This is a genomic window from Nostoc sp. (genome assembly GCF_036917315.1).
Lineage (GTDB): Bacteria > Cyanobacteriota > Cyanobacteriia > Cyanobacteriales > Nostocaceae > Nostoc.
The window spans coordinates 155,202-174,596 of sequence record NZ_JBALDR010000058.1; the positions used below are offsets into that span (position 1 = coordinate 155,202).

At 43.4% G+C, this 19,395-nt stretch carries 22 protein-coding genes and 1 tRNA gene; 12 read left to right on the plus strand and 11 right to left on the minus strand.

Features of this window, described 5'->3' with window-relative positions:
- Nucleotides 1-9: 9 nt before the first annotated feature.
- From pyrF to gmk, 5 genes are all read left to right on the plus strand, one after another.
- Complete coding sequence (gene pyrF / locus V7K84_RS27535) at nucleotides 10-741, plus strand: orotidine-5'-phosphate decarboxylase (RefSeq protein WP_334842800.1); 732 nt, start codon at nucleotides 10-12, stop codon at nucleotides 739-741.
- Nucleotides 738-1,418: a hypothetical protein gene (locus tag V7K84_RS27540; RefSeq protein ID WP_334842802.1), complete on the plus strand. Its 681-nt coding sequence runs from the start codon at nucleotides 738-740 to the stop codon at nucleotides 1,416-1,418. Before pyrF ends, V7K84_RS27540 begins: the two co-directional genes overlap by 4 nt.
- 115 nt (nucleotides 1,419-1,533) lie before the next feature.
- The gene (locus tag V7K84_RS34360) at nucleotides 1,534-1,704 is read left to right on the plus strand and encodes a DUF29 family protein (RefSeq protein WP_442941020.1); all 171 of its coding nucleotides are present in this window, start codon (nucleotides 1,534-1,536) and stop codon (nucleotides 1,702-1,704) included.
- A 339-nt stretch (nucleotides 1,705-2,043) separates the two neighbouring features.
- Complete coding sequence (gene remA / locus V7K84_RS27545) at nucleotides 2,044-2,310, plus strand: extracellular matrix/biofilm regulator RemA (protein WP_041233849.1); 267 nt, start codon at nucleotides 2,044-2,046, stop codon at nucleotides 2,308-2,310.
- Nucleotides 2,311-2,476: 166 nt separating this feature from the next.
- Nucleotides 2,477-3,076, plus strand: coding sequence for a guanylate kinase (gmk, locus tag V7K84_RS27550; protein WP_334842845.1), 600 nt, complete (start codon nucleotides 2,477-2,479; stop codon nucleotides 3,074-3,076).
- Nucleotides 3,077-3,142: 66 nt separating this feature from the next.
- Here the strand turns inward: gmk and V7K84_RS27555 are convergent, their stop codons facing one another.
- From V7K84_RS27555 to V7K84_RS27565, 3 genes are all read right to left on the minus strand, one after another.
- Nucleotides 3,143-3,664 carry a photosystem I reaction center protein subunit XI gene (locus V7K84_RS27555; RefSeq protein WP_334842804.1) on the minus strand — a complete coding sequence of 174 codons (522 nt, stop codon included), beginning with the start codon at nucleotides 3,662-3,664 and terminating at the stop codon, nucleotides 3,143-3,145.
- A 276-nt stretch (nucleotides 3,665-3,940) separates the two neighbouring features.
- Nucleotides 3,941-4,090 carry a photosystem I reaction center subunit IX gene (gene psaJ / locus V7K84_RS27560; protein WP_334842806.1) on the minus strand — a complete coding sequence of 50 codons (150 nt, stop codon included), beginning with the start codon at nucleotides 4,088-4,090 and terminating at the stop codon, nucleotides 3,941-3,943.
- A 39-nt stretch (nucleotides 4,091-4,129) separates the two neighbouring features.
- Entirely contained in the window at nucleotides 4,130-4,624 is a 495-nt protein-coding gene (locus V7K84_RS27565; RefSeq protein WP_334842808.1) for a Photosystem I reaction center subunit III, read from the minus strand.
- Between the two features lie 280 nt (nucleotides 4,625-4,904).
- On the opposite strand from V7K84_RS27565, the gene tsaD reads away from it, so the two are divergent.
- Nucleotides 4,905-5,954 (plus strand): tRNA (adenosine(37)-N6)-threonylcarbamoyltransferase complex transferase subunit TsaD, encoded by a 1,050-nt coding sequence (gene tsaD / locus V7K84_RS27570; RefSeq protein WP_334842809.1) that lies wholly within the window; start codon nucleotides 4,905-4,907, stop codon nucleotides 5,952-5,954.
- Between the two features lie 49 nt (nucleotides 5,955-6,003).
- On the opposite strand, the gene V7K84_RS27575 is transcribed toward tsaD, so the two are convergent.
- Both V7K84_RS27575 and V7K84_RS27580 read right to left on the minus strand, forming a co-directional pair.
- Entirely contained in the window at nucleotides 6,004-6,921 is a 918-nt protein-coding gene (locus V7K84_RS27575; RefSeq protein WP_334842810.1) for an alpha/beta fold hydrolase, read from the minus strand.
- A 108-nt stretch (nucleotides 6,922-7,029) separates the two neighbouring features.
- The gene (locus V7K84_RS27580) at nucleotides 7,030-7,749 is read right to left on the minus strand and encodes a hypothetical protein (protein WP_012410214.1); all 720 of its coding nucleotides are present in this window, start codon (nucleotides 7,747-7,749) and stop codon (nucleotides 7,030-7,032) included.
- A gap of 515 nt (nucleotides 7,750-8,264) precedes the next feature.
- Here V7K84_RS27580 and V7K84_RS27585 point away from each other — a divergent pair.
- The 6 genes from V7K84_RS27585 to V7K84_RS27610 all read left to right on the plus strand — a co-directional run bounded on the left by V7K84_RS27585 (nucleotide 8,265) and on the right by V7K84_RS27610 (nucleotide 13,247).
- Entirely contained in the window at nucleotides 8,265-8,816 is a 552-nt protein-coding gene (locus V7K84_RS27585) for a GNAT family N-acetyltransferase (protein ID WP_334842811.1), read from the plus strand.
- Between the two features lie 309 nt (nucleotides 8,817-9,125).
- Nucleotides 9,126-9,199: transfer RNA gene (locus V7K84_RS27590), tRNA-Pro, on the plus strand.
- 596 nt (nucleotides 9,200-9,795) lie between these two features.
- Entirely contained in the window at nucleotides 9,796-10,623 is an 828-nt protein-coding gene (locus V7K84_RS27595; RefSeq protein ID WP_334842813.1) for a Tic22 family protein, read from the plus strand.
- Nucleotides 10,624-10,648: 25 nt separating this feature from the next.
- On the plus strand, nucleotides 10,649-11,539 hold the full coding sequence (gene prmC, locus V7K84_RS27600) for a peptide chain release factor N(5)-glutamine methyltransferase (RefSeq protein WP_334842814.1): 891 nt from the start codon (nucleotides 10,649-10,651) through the stop codon (nucleotides 11,537-11,539).
- Between the two features lie 63 nt (nucleotides 11,540-11,602).
- The gene (locus V7K84_RS27605; RefSeq protein ID WP_334842816.1) at nucleotides 11,603-12,211 is read left to right on the plus strand and encodes an L-threonylcarbamoyladenylate synthase; all 609 of its coding nucleotides are present in this window, start codon (nucleotides 11,603-11,605) and stop codon (nucleotides 12,209-12,211) included.
- 97 nt (nucleotides 12,212-12,308) lie between these two features.
- On the plus strand, nucleotides 12,309-13,247 hold the full coding sequence (locus V7K84_RS27610) for a sensor histidine kinase (protein ID WP_334842819.1): 939 nt from the start codon (nucleotides 12,309-12,311) through the stop codon (nucleotides 13,245-13,247).
- A 127-nt stretch (nucleotides 13,248-13,374) separates the two neighbouring features.
- On the opposite strand, the gene V7K84_RS27615 is transcribed toward V7K84_RS27610, so the two are convergent.
- From V7K84_RS27615 to V7K84_RS27640, 6 genes are all read right to left on the minus strand, one after another.
- Nucleotides 13,375-13,842 (minus strand): GNAT family N-acetyltransferase, encoded by a 468-nt coding sequence (locus V7K84_RS27615; protein WP_334842821.1) that lies wholly within the window; start codon nucleotides 13,840-13,842, stop codon nucleotides 13,375-13,377.
- A gap of 410 nt (nucleotides 13,843-14,252) precedes the next feature.
- Complete coding sequence (locus tag V7K84_RS27620; protein ID WP_334842822.1) at nucleotides 14,253-14,666, minus strand: hypothetical protein; 414 nt, start codon at nucleotides 14,664-14,666, stop codon at nucleotides 14,253-14,255.
- A gap of 72 nt (nucleotides 14,667-14,738) precedes the next feature.
- Complete coding sequence (secF, locus tag V7K84_RS27625) at nucleotides 14,739-15,728, minus strand: protein translocase subunit SecF (RefSeq protein ID WP_334842824.1); 990 nt, start codon at nucleotides 15,726-15,728, stop codon at nucleotides 14,739-14,741.
- Nucleotides 15,725-17,137 carry a protein translocase subunit SecD gene (gene secD / locus V7K84_RS27630; RefSeq protein WP_334842848.1) on the minus strand — a complete coding sequence of 471 codons (1,413 nt, stop codon included), beginning with the start codon at nucleotides 17,135-17,137 and terminating at the stop codon, nucleotides 15,725-15,727. Before secD ends, secF begins: the two co-directional genes overlap by 4 nt.
- 222 nt (nucleotides 17,138-17,359) lie before the next feature.
- Nucleotides 17,360-18,343 (minus strand): alpha-ketoacid dehydrogenase subunit beta, encoded by a 984-nt coding sequence (locus tag V7K84_RS27635; RefSeq protein WP_099100369.1) that lies wholly within the window; start codon nucleotides 18,341-18,343, stop codon nucleotides 17,360-17,362.
- Nucleotides 18,344-18,675: 332 nt separating this feature from the next.
- A partial coding sequence (locus V7K84_RS27640) for a trypsin-like serine peptidase (protein WP_334842827.1) occupies nucleotides 18,676-19,395 on the minus strand: 720 nt, incomplete at its 5' end.

The following is a 19,395-nucleotide window of genomic DNA, read 5'->3' on the forward strand; positions in this document are numbered from 1 at the left end:
GAATAGGGAATGGGGAATAGGGAACAGTTAGGACAACGAGTTATTGTGGCTTTGGATGTGCCCGATGAACAAGCTGCGATCGCTCTTATAGATCGGCTACCGCAAGTTAGTTTCTGGAAAGTCGGTTTAGAGTTGTTTACCAGCACTGGCCCGAAAATTCTGGAAGTGTTACAGTCTCGGCAAAAGCGTATTTTTTTGGATTTAAAGTTTGATGATATCCCCAATACCGTTGCTGGTGCTTGCCGGAGTGCAGCTAGATACGGAGTGGATTTACTGACAATTCATGCTACTGCTGGTAGAGATGCCCTGAAAGCCGCAACTGAGGCGGCACAGGAAGGGGCTGCAAAAGCAGGTGTACAACCACCAAAGTTAATTGCGATTACTCTGCTAACAAGCATTTCTGCTCGGCAGTTGGCATTTGATTTAAAGATTCCCCTAGAGTTGCCAGAATACGCTTTAGAAATGGCCTTGCTGGCTCAGGAATCTGGTTTGGATGGGGTAGTTTGTTCGCCTCAAGAGGTGGCACAACTACGACAAACTTGTGGAAATGACTTTTTGCTAGTTTGTCCGGGAGTTAGACCAACTTGGGCAGATCAAGGCGATCAAAAGCGATCGCTCACTCCAGCCCAAGCCATTAAAGCCGGTGCAGATTATCTAGTGATTGGGCGTCCCATCACCGCTGCTACTGAGCCTGAGTTAGCTTGGAAGAGGATTTCTGAGGAGTTAACCACGGTGGCATGAAGCTAAGAGTCTGTGAGATACTCAGAGTAAAGGGTGCAGGGGAGAACAATCTTGCCTCTTCGCTCAGTCAGAAAAATTATAGTTGGCTTTTGGCTTGTGGCTTCTGGGTTGTAGTATCAAATAACTTTGCTTACCCAGCCTTCTCCATAAACCCCACCCCTAAACCCTCGGCGCTAGCAGAAAGGGAAAATGTCAACAGTGGCGTAAAGTCTTTGTGTTCTGAGCAAAATTTAGAAACATTAACTATACAGCTACTGCAAAAATTACCTAGTTATACCAATCGCGCTAGTCAACGCGCCCGTCGCCTCAGTAGAAGCAGTCAGGTTTACAGTTATATGTTAGTGGCAGGAAGACCTGAATTTACTCCTCTGCCCCTTAACCTTGAAGAATATAGTGCAGATGCGTCTAAAAGTGCTGCATCAGGAGTTGAGCAAGTTTTCTTTACTACCTTGGAGCGGCAGTACATAGGTAAGACAGTTGTAGAATTGCAAGAATTTCACTGGCTGTTATTGACTAAAACTCAAAGTGGTTGGCAACTAGTAATGATGTTTTCTCAAGCTGGTTCCCATTCAGAACAGCAGCCACTATCTCCACCGCGCGATAGTAGTAACGGTACTGTTGCCCAAGGGGTTAAAGCTTGGTTGCGCGATTGTGAAGCTGGAAGTTTACGTCAATAAAACCTAATTCCCAATCTTCGCCAACTAGAAGAATATTAAGTAATTTCTAAAAATACTTACTCAAATTCTCTATGAATAGGATTATCACTTGTGGTTAAAAACTACATTGAAATAATTGCAAGAACGAAATTTAGAGTATCTTGATTGGGATCATTGGATTAAAGAGATTGAAAAATTGGGTAATGAGCAAAAACACAAGCTCGAAAGTTATTTAGTGACTTTGAAATGCTCTGACGCGGCATACCCTCTTGTTAAAGATAAGCTAAATTTTTATAGCGTGGCGTAAATAAACTACCAATTTAAAATCAGTAAAATGCTTACACTGTATTCATTTTGAATTTTGTTAGCGAGTCCGCAAGTGTCATTATTAATTTTGAATTCGCCTTGCGCTACTAGTTCTTTTGATGAAGATACATCACCTAATTAGCTTGTATCAGTCTAATTTTGCCTGTATCTTTAGGAATATATTTAGGAAAAATAGCTAATAAATAGCTAAAAGAAGCAGACATTATTTAAAAATGCAGATTGGCTTGAATTTAAGCGTTGTAACTCCCGTTTTTTGGCGATAACATGGAAAGAAGTTTATTTCAAGCTTTATCAAACCGCGTTTAGCGTCAGTTTTTTTATGGACATTCAGTTAATCAACATCGGCTTTGGTAACATCGTGTCTGCCAACCGAGTAGTTGCCATTGTCAGTCCAGAGTCTGCCCCGATTAAGCGGATTATTACCGATGCACGAGACAGAGGTCAACTGATTGATGCAACTTACGGTCGTCGGACTAGAGCTGTAATTATCACCGATTCCAGCCACGTAATTTTGTCAGCGATTCAGCCGGAAACGGTAGCGAATCGCTTTGTGATTTCTCGCGAGCATCAAACTGTAGATAATTGACTAGCAGTGGGTTTTTCCCACTCCTCTTTGCACCGTATCAGTAGTACCATGTGAATTAGACAAATTTTCTGTCACTCTTGCTACAAATTCTTTAGTCACTAGTGGACTAGACCAGGAACACAAGACTAATGAATAATATGTATTGATTGATTCACAGGTTGAAGGGATGATGCCAGTTTTACCCATCCAGAGTAGTGCGACTACCGAAGAATGCTTACATTTAGGCAGGTTAATTGTTTTAACTGGCCCCAGTGGGGTCGGTAAAGGCACTTTAATGCGATCGCTCCTAGAGCGTCATCCAGAACTCTATTATTCTGTATCCGTGACAACTCGTTCTCCCCGTCCAGGGGAAATCGATGGCAAAAGTTATTACTTTATCAGCCGCAGTAAGTTTGAGCAATTAGTTGCTGAAGGTGAATTTTTAGAATGGGCAGAATTTGCTGGTAACTATTACGGCACACCCCGTGAAGCTGTACTTAACCAAATTCATTCCGGTAAGTTGGTGGTGCTGGAAATTGAACTAGAAGGGGCAAGACAAATTCGTGCTTCCTTCCCCAGTGCCCTCAGCATTTTTATTTTACCGCCTTCCTTTGATGAATTAGAGAAACGAATACGCTCTCGTGCCCAAGATTCTGAAGAAGCGATCGCCCGTCGTCTGCTCCGCGCCCAAGAAGAAATTCAAGCCGCAGATGAATTTGATATTAGAATCGTTAATGACGATTTTGAAACTGCTTTAAATGATATTGAAGCTGTTTTGTTTAAATAAGTTAGGAGTTAAGAGTTAGAAGTTATGAATTTAAACTCCTAACTCCTAACTCCTAACTCCTAGTAATTAACCAAATAGACCTTGAATTAGTGCTAAATTACTAGTCAAAAAGTAAGCAACTACTGCACCACCAATACCACCAATCAAGAAAGAACTGCCGAAGTTGTTCCAGCTTTCTTTAGAGTTAAAAGCATCTGTTGGAGGCTTGGGTACGGTAACACTAGGAAGTGCTTTGGGTGGATTGCTATTTGCATACAGCGATAGAGCGCCTGTGAGAACTACAACCAAGCCAATGGCTGACAGTAACCCAGCTAAGTTAGCATTATCTGTGTCCCGCAGTGGGCCTAATTTGGCAAAGGGGCCAAATAGCCAGTAACCATGAGCCATACCAACTTCTAAACCGCGTCTAGCAGGAGCCAGACCTGGGCGATAAGCAGGTAAATTATTAATAAACCCCTTGACCAAGGGAGAAGAATTAACCGGGGTTTCTAGGTTGCCTATCTGTGGATCGCCAAATGCGGGAAAAACAACTTCCCGATTTCTAGGATCGCTGGGAAGATTCTTTGATGCATCTACTGCTTGTGCCATATTTTATGTTCGCCTCTAAATTAAAATGGTGGCATTTTTATATTAATAATAATTGTCGCTCAAGAAGCATTTTGTTTAGGAAGTTTAGAAAAATTAATTTAGCTTATTTTAAAACCGTGAAACTCGCGATCTGTAAACAGTATCACGAGTTTCAAAAAACTATTTTTGCCGGCTATTTTAGTGATAATTCTGCCTAAATAAGCTGAAAAAATCAACTACACAATATTAAGCAAAAAACAAGACATTGATTCAACAGTCCTAAATTCCATTTGACACTTATGGTAGTGGGTGGAAAAGTAGGTCTGGGAAAAAGCGGTTGAATTCAATCAAGATACCTGCTGTGATGGTCAGCCAGATGGTAGCTGCTACAGGTGCAGTGGTAATGAATTTAATCAAATAAGCTGATTGATCGCCTTTGTCTGCCATGAATTTAATCTCCAAAACGAATGAATTAGTTAAGCTGATTTAGCGTGGAGAAATGGGGATTTCTGTATCCTTGGCTGCTAATTTTCCAGACAGAAGTTCTTGGACTGCTGCTGCTGGCCAAGTAAAGCCTGACGCTATTATGGGTAGTGCCAAACCAAGATCGATTTGGATTTCTTTTAGTTCAGTGTTCGGGTCTTTTTTGACCGCTTGCAGATAGGCACGACCTACCCAGCCAATCCAACCGGCAATATATAGAAACAAAATGCTGGGGATCAAAAAGTCACCAGCACGATCTAGACGACCATCAACAATCAAGTGTGGGTATCCTTCAGGGCCGCATAGCGCCTGAGAATAACGCTCAAACCGCTTTCTCCCAGATTCGGGATCGGCAGTGGTGTTACGGGCATTAGCTGCTAGCTCTTGAAAAGCGGCATTGTCTTTACACGGTGTCAAATTAGCCCCTAAAGCTTGTGCTGGGGGGGCAAAGTTGAACCAAAGACTAATCGCTAACATCAAAGCAAACAATCGTCGCATAGAGTTGTTTCCTTTTATTACAAAACAAGAAGTTCTTTGTACAAAACGAAGCGGCTTGTACAGTTGTTTATTTGCATAACTAGGAAGTCATCATACTCTTGGGTGGGAACCGAGTAAAGTTTAAGTCAATAAAAGTTAAAGCTTCTCAACCAAAATAGAGTGTTGAGTGCCCAGTTAGAGCGTCGAGTATAAGAATTGTTGTTGTAGGGTAGTAAAGAAGCAAGATTTTCTCTCTATTACTCAGGACTCCAGACTCAGCACCCAGCAGTGATTACTCTCAATGACAACCGTTTTAGCAATAGAAACCAGTTGTGATGAAACAGCCGTCGCAATTGTTAACAATCGTAAAGTTTGCAGCAGTATTGTAGCCTCACAAATCCCAGTCCATCAGCAGTATGGCGGGGTAGTGCCAGAAGTAGCCTCTCGCCAGCACCTGGAAACGATAAATGTTGCGATCGCACAAGCTCTAGAGCAAGCCCAACTAGATTGGGAACAAATTGACGCAATCGCCGCCACTTGTGCCCCTGGACTTGTAGGAGCGCTATTGGTGGGATTAACTGCTGCCAAAACTCTAGCAATGGTACACAACAAGCCATTTTTGGGAGTTCATCACCTCGAAGGTCACATTTACGCAACTTACTTGAGCGAATCAACTTTAAATCCCCCTTTTCTTAGCTTACTGGTTTCAGGCGGACATACAAGCTTGATTTATGTCAAAGATTGTGGTATCTACGAAACTCTGGGACAAACCCGTGATGATGCTGCGGGTGAAGCTTTTGATAAAGTGGCGCGATTGTTAAAGCTGGGTTATCCGGGCGGGCCAGTGATTGACAAGTTGGCACAGCAGGGTAATCCTCAAGCCTTTGCTTTACCAGAAGGAAGAGTTTCTCTACCCGGTGGCGGGTTTCATCGTTATGATGCGAGTTTTAGTGGGTTAAAAACGGCTGTATTACGTTTGGTGCAGCAGTTAGAGAAAGATAGTGGACAAGTACCAGTGGCAGACGTAGCAGCTAGCTTTCAGGATACGGTAGCGCGATCGCTAACCAAAAGAGCGATCGCCTGTGCCCTTGACTATGGTCTAGACACAATTGCCATTGGTGGCGGTGTAGCAGCTAATAGCGGCTTGAGAAAAAATCTCCAAGCCGCCGCCGTTAAACATAACCTACGCGTCCTATTCCCACCTCTAAAATTCTGTACCGATAACGCCGCCATGATTGGCTGTGCCGCCGCTGACCATCTATCCCGTGGTCATACATCGCCCCTCACACTAGGCGTTGAATCTAGGTTAGGGCTTACTCAGGTGATGAAGTTGTATCAACCTATTGAGTAGTCATTGGTTATTGGTCATTGGTCATTTGTCATTTGTAATCATCAATGCCCTATGCCCTATGACTATTGACTATTGCTCGGATGTGATCTGCCACTGCATCCGGCTGTTCCAACATAGCCAGGTGTCCGCAATTAGGAATTTCCAGAACATTGTCACCACAATATTGAAAAAGCCTGTGAAAGCTGGCTAAATGGCGGACATATTTGGGTTCCATAACCTTGTCTTCCGCGCCAGCCAAAAAATAAACTGGCTGCTTCAGTTGGGATACTAGCTCAGGTAAGCGATTGATTTCTTCTTCCGTTGTGGAGTCTAACAGAGTTCCCAGAGCCGCTTCTGGGTCAGCCACAACGAAATCTATTACTCGCTGACGTGCCCAATAGCGCTCTAAAGGACGAGCCACACTAGCTCTGGTAAACAGCAAATCAATCAAAGGCACTTGGGACAGCCAGCGCGGACGGACTTGCAAAAATTTCTGACCCGCCGAGCGAAACTGCTCAAAGGCTTCTTTGAGGTAAATACCACCGCCAGCGTTGATACAGATAACTCCCTTAACACACTCAGGCATTTGATCTGCTCCCCAAAGAGCGATCGTCCCTCCTAATGAATGACCAATTAGCCAAGCACTCGTAATATTTAGCTGTTTCAGGAGAGCTGCTAAATCCTGAGTATACGCAGCAGGAGTATAAAGAGAATCGAAAGATGAGTCAGCCGTACTACTGGAGATGGGCGTCAGACTCAAAGACGTTTGTGCTCGACTAAAATCGGTTTTTACCTGGGATTGGGATTCACCAAAACCCCGCAAATCATAGGACAGGCACTGCAAATCATTTGATAGGCGGGAAATCACAGGTTGCCAATATCCACGGCTATTGAGCCAACCGTGGATAAATACTAAAGCATGGGGGCAGGAAGTGGGAGCCGTTAGCTCGTATGCGTGTGGAACGCCCAAGATTTCGATAGTTGCCATACTTGTATCGTACCCTTAAGGACGGGTGCGACTAAATACTAAAGTGGAAAGAGTTAGAAGTTAGAAGTGAGAAATTTTTAACTCATAACTCATAACTTCTCACTTTTTTCATTTACCCAGCAACCTCTGTCGCACCCCTTCAGCAATTTTGTGACCCAGATATTCAGGAATCAGGCTTTCATTTGGCCCCAACAAGTAGAGAATTAGCCGTGTACGTCCGCGCCAAACCAGTAAATTGGCATTGACTACCAGCAGGTCTTCCTGCCAGATGGCGTACATCACTTTGTAGAATAATCCTGGTTGATTATCAGCTTCAATCACTAAGGCAGGGAGATGAAAGACCGGATCGACATAGAACTCAGTTTGTACCTGCTCTAAGCCAGTGTCAAGATTGAATTCTACTGCCAGCATCTCTTCTACCTCAAACCGACCTCCTAAAGCCTCCCGAATCGCGCGACAAACATTTTCTGCCGTTTTCTCGGTCAAGGCTTTACTACCACGAGATACCAACAGTTTGATAAAAACTAACATTGGCGGACGGATTTGACCGTATAGACTTAAACCGTGGATAGTCAACCCATAAGCTGCTAGTACACCAAAAATATCGCTGAGGAGAAAAGACTGGTTGCGGTAAGCAAAATGCAGGGCACTTTTGCTACCTTCCGGTTTCAGCTCAATAACAGCGCGTCTAGTTTTATAGAGACGGTAGGCTAACCGCAAATTTTGCAGTTGAATTTCACTACTGACGAATTGCTCATAAAACTGGGGAAACGCTCGGTTAAAGCGCTTTAGGAGTTCCAGTGTCGAAGATTTTAAACCAGAAGCCATTGTTAAAGGTAAGACTCGCTTGCTTTCGTCAGCTGGGGGCTGGGTGTTGGGGGCTGGGTGTTAAGGACTGGGGACTGAGGATTGGGGACTCAGAGAAGGGAGGAGGGAGCAAGGGAGAAGAGTAGTTTTACCCTCTCTCTGCCCCCTACACCCCGCCCCTCTGCCTCTTTCTCAATGCCCAATCACGTGTATACAATTCATTCCTAAGCTAACGTGCATTTAAGCTCTATACGAGCAATTGCCAGGATTAGGTTTTTCCATTATGAATTTTGAATTTTGAATTGTTTATATCCTTACCGTTTTGGTGAATTTCTCCTAGCCTTTACAACAAAATGCTAAAGTTGAAAATGATTGGTGTGAAACACGCTCTAACTGGCTGCTACCATTGCAAATCCCGAAAACAACCGAAAAACTTTGAGTGTAAAGGGTAATAAATGGGGGTAGCGATGTTAAAAGTGAATCAACACTCCTGAGAGTGGAAACCAATTCAGTTATACTACCCGAACCGCGTTGGCATGGGTTTTTGGAAAACTTGGTTTAGTACTCCTGAATCTGTAGGGACAACTAGGACAAACCCCTTTGAAGAGCATACAGCGGAAACTGCGGGCAACTCCAGCCCCAGTAGTATTAGCGAAGCTGCTTCAAAGGAGGCTCGGATCGTCTTCAGTACGGAACGAGATATTGACCTATATGAGCTAGAAGAACTCTGTGATGCAGTTGGTTGGTCGCGTCGTCCTCTAAGAAAAGTAAAAAAAGCTATTGAGCATAGTTTTCTCGTTGCCTCAATGTGGCAAGTGAGAGGAAACCAAAAGCGGCTCATTGGTTTTGCGCGTGCTACCTCAGATCACGCGTTTAATGCCACTATCTGGGATGTAGTGGTTCACCCAGACTTTCAAAGTCAAGGACTGGGCAAGGCGCTGATGAAATACGTTCTCAAAAAACTTAGGAGTGAAGAAATTAGTAATGTCACTCTCTTTGCCGATCCCCATGTTGTAGATTTCTACCGAACTATGGGGTTTATGGCCGATCCAGAAGGCATCAAAGGTATGTTCTGGTATCCTCACTAATGCTCAATCCAAATACAACCCGATTCGCACAATAAAATCAGGTATAGTAGTACAAATCTATTATTTAAATTTGGTTTGACAAGGTTTAGCCGACGAACGCACAAGTAATATCTCTTGTAAAACTAAGTCGGCAGACAAACCTTTAACCTTTATTCAGTCTAAATATCTAATCTAGCTAGTATTTGCAGAAGATATAAATATATTAGGCATGAGCGGTGTTATGTGATATGATTGCCTTAACGCTTTTGTGAAAGCGCGATCGCTTTGATGGGGAGTTAAAACCAAACCCAAAAAAGCGGATGAGTATAACGGGATGTAGCGCAGCTTGGTAGCGCGCCTGCTTTGGGAGCAGGATGCCGCAGGTTCAAATCCTGTCATCCCGATTCAATTAATTAATATAGTTAACAGTTAGAGCAGTTAGTTAGGTTTTATTTGCTGAAATCTGCAATTTAATTGGATATTTTTATGCAGAAGACCAATTAAGCTGTTTTCCTGTTGAGGCTTAACAGGTAAATTTTGCAGTTAAGTAGTAAGGTGATTTTTCACACTGAGCTTTGTATAGATTTGAGAAGATATTAAAGCAATCGCAGATGGAACGATTGATTAACTAATAGCGTCAACTAATTTTAGAAAAAGCCGATAAAATGGCATTTATCATCTCCAAGGTTGGATAGATCGAGAGACTTTTTGCTGTTTGAGAAGACATATAATAAGCATCTACGGCATTTCGCGGTCAATAGCGAAGCAAAACCTAGAAAAACACAACGTTAGCACAGCCAATTTGTGAAAACGATACTACAGCAACTCTAAATAGTTAGGGAACATTGGATTTTGACCGTTGACGCTTAACACTTAACCTCAACGCGCACAATGAATTTTTCAAAACTGAAATAGATTGCTATATAACTAAAGCTAGTTGGTGCTGTGCAAATCCAACCATTTGTTTAATTTAATTGGACTATTGATGCGAGGAGCAGTCATGAAATCATTTATTCGCTTAGGCGCAACATTGGGTATAGCTGGCAGTGTATTTTTAACAGGGCTTTCAGGGATAGGCAATCTACCAGGAATGGGCAATCTAGAGGCGATCGCTCTGCCACAAGATCAGGTAGTGAAAAAGCTCCAAGAAGTACCAGTATTCACGCTCACCAATCCTAAAGGCGAATTCGTAGTTCTTTCGAGAAACAACGCAAACAACGCATCTAAGCCGGTGTCACAAGTGGGATTTTTTATTAGCAAGCAAGATGCTCAAAAATTCCTTGATAATCGACTCAAAAAAGAAAATCCCCAGTTAGCAGGCACTCTACAGGTTAGACCTTTGTCCTTGGCAGACTACTATAAAATAGTCCAAGAAAGCAAAAAGAAATCAGATTCTGTGATTTATACCTTAGTTCCGACGCAACAGCAAGTAGCCTCGGCAACAAGTATGCTCAATCAAAATGGTAAAAAGGTAGAGCAATTCAATGGTATTCCCCTATTTGTACCCAAATTTAAGAAAGATAATAGCTATCTGACTATTCCCCTTGCTAAAGGTAATGAACGGTACATCCCTTTCTTTTTTGAGAAAGAACAAGCAGTGGCTCTGTTAGAGGAATTCAAAAAAGCCGTGCCAAAGGAAGGAGCCAATACTGAAATTCAGGTGGTAGATTTGTACGGTGTTATGGAAGCTCTCAATAGCAGCAGCGACCCTAGTATCAATAAAATTGTTCTATATCCATCACGGGAGTCGATCAATTTTATTCGCTCCCTGGCGCCAAATCAATCACCCGGTGCCAAGCCAGCTCCTGCCGCCGCTCCGAAAAAATAACGGATATGCGCTCCAAGGTTGAGGTATGGGGGAGAAACATCTGATAGTTTCTGGTTTACAACTTTGGCAGTGGCGGAATGCAGCTATCGAAGCAGCGATCGCCACTGATGTCCCACCAATGGAAGTAGATTGGTTGCTCCTCGAAGTTGCTGGATTAGACCGCTTGGCACTACGTTTAGAGTCTTTTAAAAACTGGCCGCAAATTCAACTGCAATTGCCGCTAGAAGAGTTAGACCAACTCTGGCAGAGGCGATTAAATGACCGCTTACCAGTGCAGTACATTGCCGGAGTTACACCTTGGCGTCAGTTTAAAATTGCGGTGTCGAGTGCGGTTTTGATTCCTAGACCAGAGACAGAGTGTTTAATCGATTTAGCTGAAGCATCTGCTAGCAATGTTTCAGGACACTGGGCAGATTTGGGTACTGGGAGTGGTGCGATCGCCATCGGATTAGCAGATGTCTTGCCAAAAGCCACAATTCATGCTGTTGATTACAGTTTAGAGGCTCTAGCGATCGCTCGATCCAACGCTGATAATTTGGGTCTTGCTGACCGGATTCAATTTTATCAAGGTTCCTGGTGGGAGCCACTGGCATTCTTAAAAGGTCAGTTCAGTGGTATGGTATCAAATCCCCCTTACATACCTACCAGCACCTTACCTACTTTGCAACCAGAAGTCGTTAACCACGAACCACATCTAGCTTTGGATGGTGGCGCTGATGGCTTAGATTGCATTCGTCATTTGATCGAAGTCTCCCCCAGTTATTTGCAATCGGGTGGCGTGTGGCTAATTGAGATGATGGCTGGACAAGCGGATGCAGTGCGAGAACTTTTACAAAATCAAGGTAGCTATTGTAAGATTCAAATTCACGCTGATTTAGCTGGAATTGAACGTTTTGCCCTGGCCTACAAAAGTTAGGAGTGATGAGTGATGAGTTATAAAATTCCTCACTCCTAACTTCTAACTCCTAACCTTGTAAACATGACCCAAGTTTCTTTAACAAATTTAATAGCTGGCGCACGTGCTGGTCTTTTGGTGAGCTTTCCGACGGATACTGTTCCGGCACTTGCAGCGATGCCAGAAAAAGCAGCATTAATTTTTGCAGCGAAGCAACGCAGTCAAGACAAACCTTTGATTTTGATGGCGGCTAGTGCTGAAGATTTGTGGCCGTATGTCAAAGGTAGTGAGAATGAATATAAAGTTTGGCAAGAAGTAGCAGATAAATATTGGCCAGGAGGGCTGACATTAGTTTTGCCAGCGAGTCAACGCTTACCAAAAGTTATGAATCCCATCGATCCAACAACAATTGGGATTCGAGTACCAAACAGTGCGATCGCTCAAACTATTTTGGCGCAAACAGGCCCTCTTGCCACCACTAGCGCCAATTTTTCTGGTCAGCCGCCTTTGCAAACAATGACAGAAATTGAGACTCAGTTTCCCCAGATTTTGACTTTAGCAACGACAGAATGCCAGAGTGAAATACCAGGGATGGGTGTACCTTCCACCGTTGCTAAATGGACAGGGATAAATTGGCAAATTTTGCGACAAGGTGCGATCGAGTTAGAGATTTCGAGTGATAACCAAGTATAGGTAGCTATAATGTTGTTTTCGTGGTGTTAACAACAGAGAAATCTGAAACTTTAGTTTGCGCTGTTGTACTTAATTAGCAAATTAATAATTGCCAGATATGAATTGGAGCAACTGGATATATCTAGGAGCAGGAATAGCACTAGGTATGATTTTCCGTCAGATATTTGGGCGATGGCTACGCCCAAAGCAGGCATCGCCAAATGTTTCATCTAGCTCATCCCCAGTAGCGCCATTAGCTCAACAGGATATGTCACTAATATCGCAACAGCTACAGCAAACACAGCTGGCATACCTTATGGCAAGGGAAATGAGCCAGTTTAAAGCTGGTTTTTTGGCGCGGACTACCCATGAATTGCGATCGCCTTTTAATGGTTTGATTGGCTTACATCAATTAATTTTGTCAGATTTGTGTGAAAATCCAGCTGAAGAGCGAGAATTTATTGCCCAAGCTCACGAACGAACACTGAAGTTGCTGAAGCTCATGGATGAAATTCTCAATGTTGCTAGAGCTGAACACGGCACTAATAAATTAGATATTCAGCCCAGACCCTTAGCCCAAATTTTAGATGAGGTTCATGACTTAACTTATATGCTGGCGGCAAATCGCAATTTTCCCTTAAAATTATTACCCACCGACTCAGAAATTTATGTTTTGACAGATTATCTCTGGCTCCGCCAAGTATTGATAAGTTTAATAGACACTGCCATTACTCAGATGGAGGAAGGCAGCATTTGTATTTCCACTAGCACTCTACCTACAAACAATTTTGTAAACATTTGGCTAGATTTACCAACCCATGCTGTACCTTGGAGCGAACCGATTGATTTGCTCAAATTTGAAGATCGGTTGGCCCAGATTGAACAAAAAAACGCTACTCTTTCCCCAGGAATGAGGCTATTAATCAATCAGACTCTGGTGGAAGTTATGGGAGGAAAGTTAGAAATCTTACCCTCGACTACTGTGAAGGAACCACTTCAGCAGCTTACCAGACTACAAATCTCTATCCCCCTAGTGAGTAGTGCTGAGTGCTGTTAGCGGATAGCTAGGGTTTAGCCCGTGCTGAGTGCTGAGTAGTAGAGACGAAATCTTGCTTCTTGACATATCCTACTACTACTACACTTCTTATACTCAGCACTCAGCACTCAGCACTTATTGTTCGGAACTATTTCGATGATTCTTGCAGCTGAACTTCTGTCGCAGAAACGAAAGCACGATTAGCTTGATTGTGTAACACCATCGTAGTGGTGGTGTTGGTTTGAAAACCAATCTTTTCGTAGAAACCCTGCTGGTGAGTAGTCATCAGGTAAACACGCTCAACCGACCTCATCCGGGGATGTCTCAAAACAGTTTTGACTAAATTGCTTCCCAAGCCACTATGTTGATACTCTGGATGAATCACAACATCCCAAATTGTGGCGCGATAGATGCCATCAGATGTTGCTCTCGCAAAGCCAATGAGTCGATCGCGATCCCAGACAGAAATTACTGGTTCACTATTGGCAATAGCTATACCTAAATCTTCAATACTGCGTCCCTTAGCCCAGAAAGCGGAAACGTTTAACAGTTCTTGGAGTTGATAAAGGTCAATTTCAGACTTGCGTTCGCTAAATTTAATCTGAAGATCGTTCATGTATGGCATCCACTTTTAGCAGTATCTTTGAGCAGACATTTGGTGAAATTAAATATGCACGATCCAGAAATCTTGTAGAGACTTAGCACTACTACATCTCTACATTCTTTTTCAGCAGATGTCTAAGCTAGTAATGAAAAGTTTGTAGTAAGCACTTTAGTGTTGAGAAAATTAAGTACTAAAGTCCTTACCCTTCTCCTAACGGAGACGCTGCGCGAACGGGTTCGTTAGTCGCTCATGGGGGAAACCCCCAGACGCTCGCGGACTCGCTAACGCTGCGCTATCGCCCTTGGCGTCTCCCCTTGGGAGAAGATCGCGCTAACTCACTACGAACTTGCTTACCCATCAATTTAAACTTTGAGTTAAGTCATATTTTGCTATAAATTGCTGTACGTGTAGAGAAAGAAAATTTAATGACAAACCCACTTCCATAGAGGATGAGTTGCTCCCTGTTGACGTATCCGATAAACTTGTTTTTCTAAACGTTGTTTTTCCTGCTGTGGTAGTCCGAGTAGAATATTCCGACTTTGCCAAACTAAAACAGCGGCAGTCATCCCAAAACAAAAGGCGAGACCAAAGGTAGACAGCGGATGGTAGAATAATCCAAATCTCACTGCCACCCAGGTAAAATATTGTTGCCACAGAGCAATTTCTCCACGTAGACCCCACAAGGAGACAGGCGCAACAGTCAGCCATAGACAGCCCACAAATAGCCACCTGCCATATACTGTCAGCTGATGTAGCCTTTGTACTTGTTGAGCAAACGATGGGTCAGATTTCTCTAAGTCTGGGACAGTATTTAATCGTTCTTCCGGTTGATCCATAGGGGAATAAAATTGCAAGGCGTGGGTGAGCAATTCAAAATGCTTTCACCCAATTGTGAAATATACACAAGTTTAACTATCCTGGGAACTGGGAGATGTATCAATCGAATCAGCGTTGTCTAACATCTGGGATTCCCCTTGACGCTCTCGCCACCAAGTTAGAAGAGTACTGGCGATGAAAATACTCGAATAAGCTCCCATTGTGAAACCAATAATCAAAGCAAGGGAAAAGTATTTCAGTGTTTCCCCGCCAAATAGAAAGATTGCAGATAATGTCAGTAATACGGTTAAGGTAGTGTTGATCGATCTTGTCAATGTTTGGTTAACCGCATCATCTACAATTTCGGCAATCGGCTGTTCGGGATGGATTTTAAGGGTTTCCCGAATGCGATCGTAAATTACCACTGTATCGTTGACTGAAAAACCTGTGATCGTAAGTAAGGCGACGATAAAAAGGCTATCTACTTCGATACCCGCCACCAAACCCAAAATTGAAAAAGCCCCTACTGTAATCAAGATATCGTGCAATAGGGCAACGATCGCAAACACAGCATAATCTAACTGGAAGCGGAAGCTCATGTAGATAGTAATACCGATGAAGGAAACTATCAGAGCTAATATCCCGGATGTAAACAGTTCTTTTCCCAAGGTGGGGCCAACGGAGTCAATCTGGTTCTTTTGCGGGTCAAAAACGCCGATTTCTTCGCTCAAAGCGTTTTGTAATTTGGTACGCTGATCGACACCCAAATCTTTTGACCGAATTAGTACGCCATTTTCTGCACCATTTTCTGAGACAAGTTGGATACTGCTATCACCTAGTCCCTGCGCTTTTGCTACTTCCCGAACAGCGTTGATATCAATTGGTTTGTCGCAGTTACCGGGTTTGGTGCAATCTCGGACAAACTGCAACCGCGTACCACCGATAAAATCTAAACCGGGGCGTAAAGGTGCGCGAATATTGGGTTGTTGCCAAGAAATCACCATTGAGATGATACCAGCGAGGATGATAGCGGCAGAAATAGTCCACCAAAGCGATCGCGATTTGTTAATACTCAGTTTCATGGAGTCACCTCTGCCTTATTCGATGCTGGCAGGTTTGGACAGAAAAGTTCTGTCTTCCGTAAGGAGTGAATTGAAATTGCCAAAAATAGCAATGTCCGACTACAGGTAATTGCGGTAAACATACTCACAGCTACCCCCAAAGCCAAGGTAAGAGCAAAGCCTTTGACTAAACCAGACCCCAGCCAAAACAGGGCAGCGCAAGCAATCCATGTAGTGACGTTGCTATCTAAAATACTAGAAAATGCTCGATAAAAACCAGATTCTACAGAACGATACAGAGATTTACCCGCCCGCAATTCTTCCCGCGTCCTTTCAAAAATTAGCACATTGGCATCAACTGCCATCCCAATACTGAGAATAAAACCAGCAATTCCCGGCAAAGTCAGGGTAACGCCCAACAAAGCAAAGGTTGCCCAAGTTAAGAGGGAGTAAATTACTAATGATATATCCGCAATCAATCCTGGTAGTCGATAGTAAAACACCATGAATATTAATACTAAAGTCAAACCACCGACTCCAGCATAAATACTACTTTGAATGCTATCTTTACCCAAGGTTGCTCCGACTGTCCGTCTTTCTGCGATTTCTACTGGTACGGGTAATGCGCCACCGCGTAACTGCACGCCTAAGTCATTGGCTTGTTGGGCGGTAAACCGTCCTGTAATCACGGCAGAACCACCAGTAATACCAGTGGCGGCAAATTCTATACCCACGGTGGGAGCGCTGATTAGTTCATTGTCCAGAAAAACACCAATACTACGACCAGTACCAGCGAGATTTTTCGTCAAATTGGCAAACAGTTCGCCACCCTTTTGGTCGAAGCGAATGGCAACATTCCAGTTGTTACCTTGAGTGGGTTCACCATAGGCATCCTTGAGGTATTTGCCAATCAGCGGTGGATCGGTGCTTTCAAACAATTCTGCGATCGCTTGATTATTTTTTTGTAAGTCTTCTTGATTCTTGACAATTGCCGCTTTGTCGGTACTCTTTCTTAATTCTTCTTGCTTAAATTTCAATTCTGCTCTTGATGCTTGAAAAGCAAGCAGTTGAGTTTCTGTATTCGCCTTTTGGGTACGAAATTCTAACTGTGCCGTACCCCCTAGCACCCGTTCAGCTTGCTCTGGATCGTTAACTCCTGGTAGTTGCACCAATATTTTATCTGTGCCGACTGTTTGGATTACTGGCTCAGAAACACCTAAACCATTAATCCGGCCTTCGACAACTTTCTTCACACCTTCCAATTCTCGTTCGGTGATTTTGGGAATATCCGCTGATGGTTTCACCTGAATTGTGAGCTGTGAACCTCCGCGCAAGTCCAGCCCAAGGGGTATCGGAATTGTGGCAATCACCGTAATAGCGGCGATTATCAGGACTAAAATCAAAACTAATAGCGATCGCTGTCTTTGCATACCATAACTCGCAACTGACAAACGCTATAATAGCGTTCTTTTGAGGAGTTATGAGTTGGGAGTTTGGGCATTGGGCATTGGGCATTGGGCATTGGGCATTGTTATTCTTTTCTTGCCCCTCTGCTCCTCTGCCCCTCTGCCCCTCTGCTCCTCTGCCCCTCTGCCCCTCTGCCCCTCTGCCCCACTGCCCCTCTGCCCCTCTGCCTCGTCAGTCTTTAGTCCCTAAACTCGCAAAGCCACCATTTTTTCTACAGCTTCTACGATTTGCTCTGGTTGGATGATTGTTAGTCGTTCCAGATTGCCGTTGTAAGGTGTGGGGATATCTTGGGAAGAAAGCCGCAGTACTGGCGCATCCAATTCATCGAATAAGCGATCGTTTATTGAAGCGATGACTTCTGCTCCAATACCCGCAGTTCGCATCGATTCTTCCACAACAATGACTTTATGGGTTTTACGTATTGATGCACCAATGGTATCAAAATCTAATGGTTTGAGGGATATTAAATCGATAACTTCTGGATCGTATCCTTGTTTTTCAAGAGTTTTTACGGCTTGCAGCACATGATGGCGCATTCGGGAATAAGTAATAATTGTGACATCTTTCCCTTCACGCACAATTTCTGCTTTATCTAAAGGGAGCAGGTATTCTTCTTCTGGTAAATCTTCTTTCAAGTTGTAAAGCAAAACGTGTTCAAAGAACAATACTGGATTATCATCGCGGATAGCGGATTTCAGCAGTCCTTTAGCATTTCTTGGTGTGGAGCAGGCAACAATCTTTAACCCTGGCACAGCTTGGAAGTAGGTTTCTAGTCGTTGGGAATGTTCTGCGCCTAGCTGCCGTCCTACACCTCCAGGGCCGCGAATTACCATCGGAATTTTAAAGTTACCGCCAGAAGTATAGCGGAGCATCCCAGCGTTGTTGGATATTTGATTGAAGGCGAGCAGTAAAAAGCCCATATTCATACCTTCAATGATGGGACGCAACCCAGTCATTGCAGCTCCTACAGCCATCCCAGTAAAGCTATTTTCAGCGATGGGGGTATCTAGAATGCGGAGTTCGCCATATTTTTGGTACAGGTCTTTGGTAACTTTATAGGAACCGCCGTAATGTCCAACATCTTCACCGAGAACGAATACGCTGGAATCACGCGCCATTTCTTCATCAATGGCTTCCCGTAAGGCGTTGAAGAATAGTGTTTCTGCCATTTAGACCTTTTAGTACGATTATGGTTTTAGAATTTTATCGTGCTGCTGTCACAAATACAGTGAGCGATCGCACTAGTTAGAGTTTAGGTTTTTTAAATAAACGGCCCCTAGCATAGAGCGAGTGATTGCCATAACTATATCAAAGCTATTTAACTTCGATTTTAGATGTTTTATGAGCGATCGCCTCTGACTCTGGCAAACGAGAAAATCCTCTATAGATTATGTACTACGATCTTGACAATATACGAAAAGTGTGCATTTAAAACTCCAAAAATCAACCATTTTGTAGGACAGGCAAGATGCGTGTCCTACAAAATTCAAATCACCGAGGATTAATTACCAGCAGCCAACTTATCCAAGAAATCGATTTTTACAGCCAGATTGGTTATATCCTGATTGGTTTCTAAGTTCTTAATTTCCGCATTATTCAGGGCAACAATATAGGGTTGTTCACCAACCCAGGCAATAAGAGGCCCGCCAGAAGAACCACCTGCGGTGGCGCAATTATGCAAAAGTACCCCTGACTCCTCCCCAACAATGCTACACCCAGTTTCAAAGCTTGCAGTCCATCCTGTACCAGCAGTCAGGTCTTCATAGCCTTTTTTCTTGGGATTGGGAAAATCGCCAGAGTAGCCAACAAAAGATAACGTTTTCGGGTTATTAATGAGAGTCGAAGAACGCAAAGATTTCCAGCCTAAATGACCATACTTCCGACCGAGAGGCTGATTAATTTTGAGAAGTGCCCAGTCGTTTATCTGATTTGTGAGCTTGTCGTCTGTAAAATCTGTACCGTAAACAACTTGCTCTACTAAAACAACATCTGTTTTATCCTGCACAACACCATTAATGACGTTTGGCATAAACAGAATTTTTTGACTTAATTTATGGGTATCAGGATCAATAACGCAATGGGCATTTGTCAAAACTATATCATCATCAATTAAAGTTCCTGTGCAATGATAAGCTGTTGCGCCTACAATTTGCATATAATAAAGATGAATATAACTTCGGGTACAGGTTGTTATGCCGGCTATTGGCTTTCTAAGTTTAGA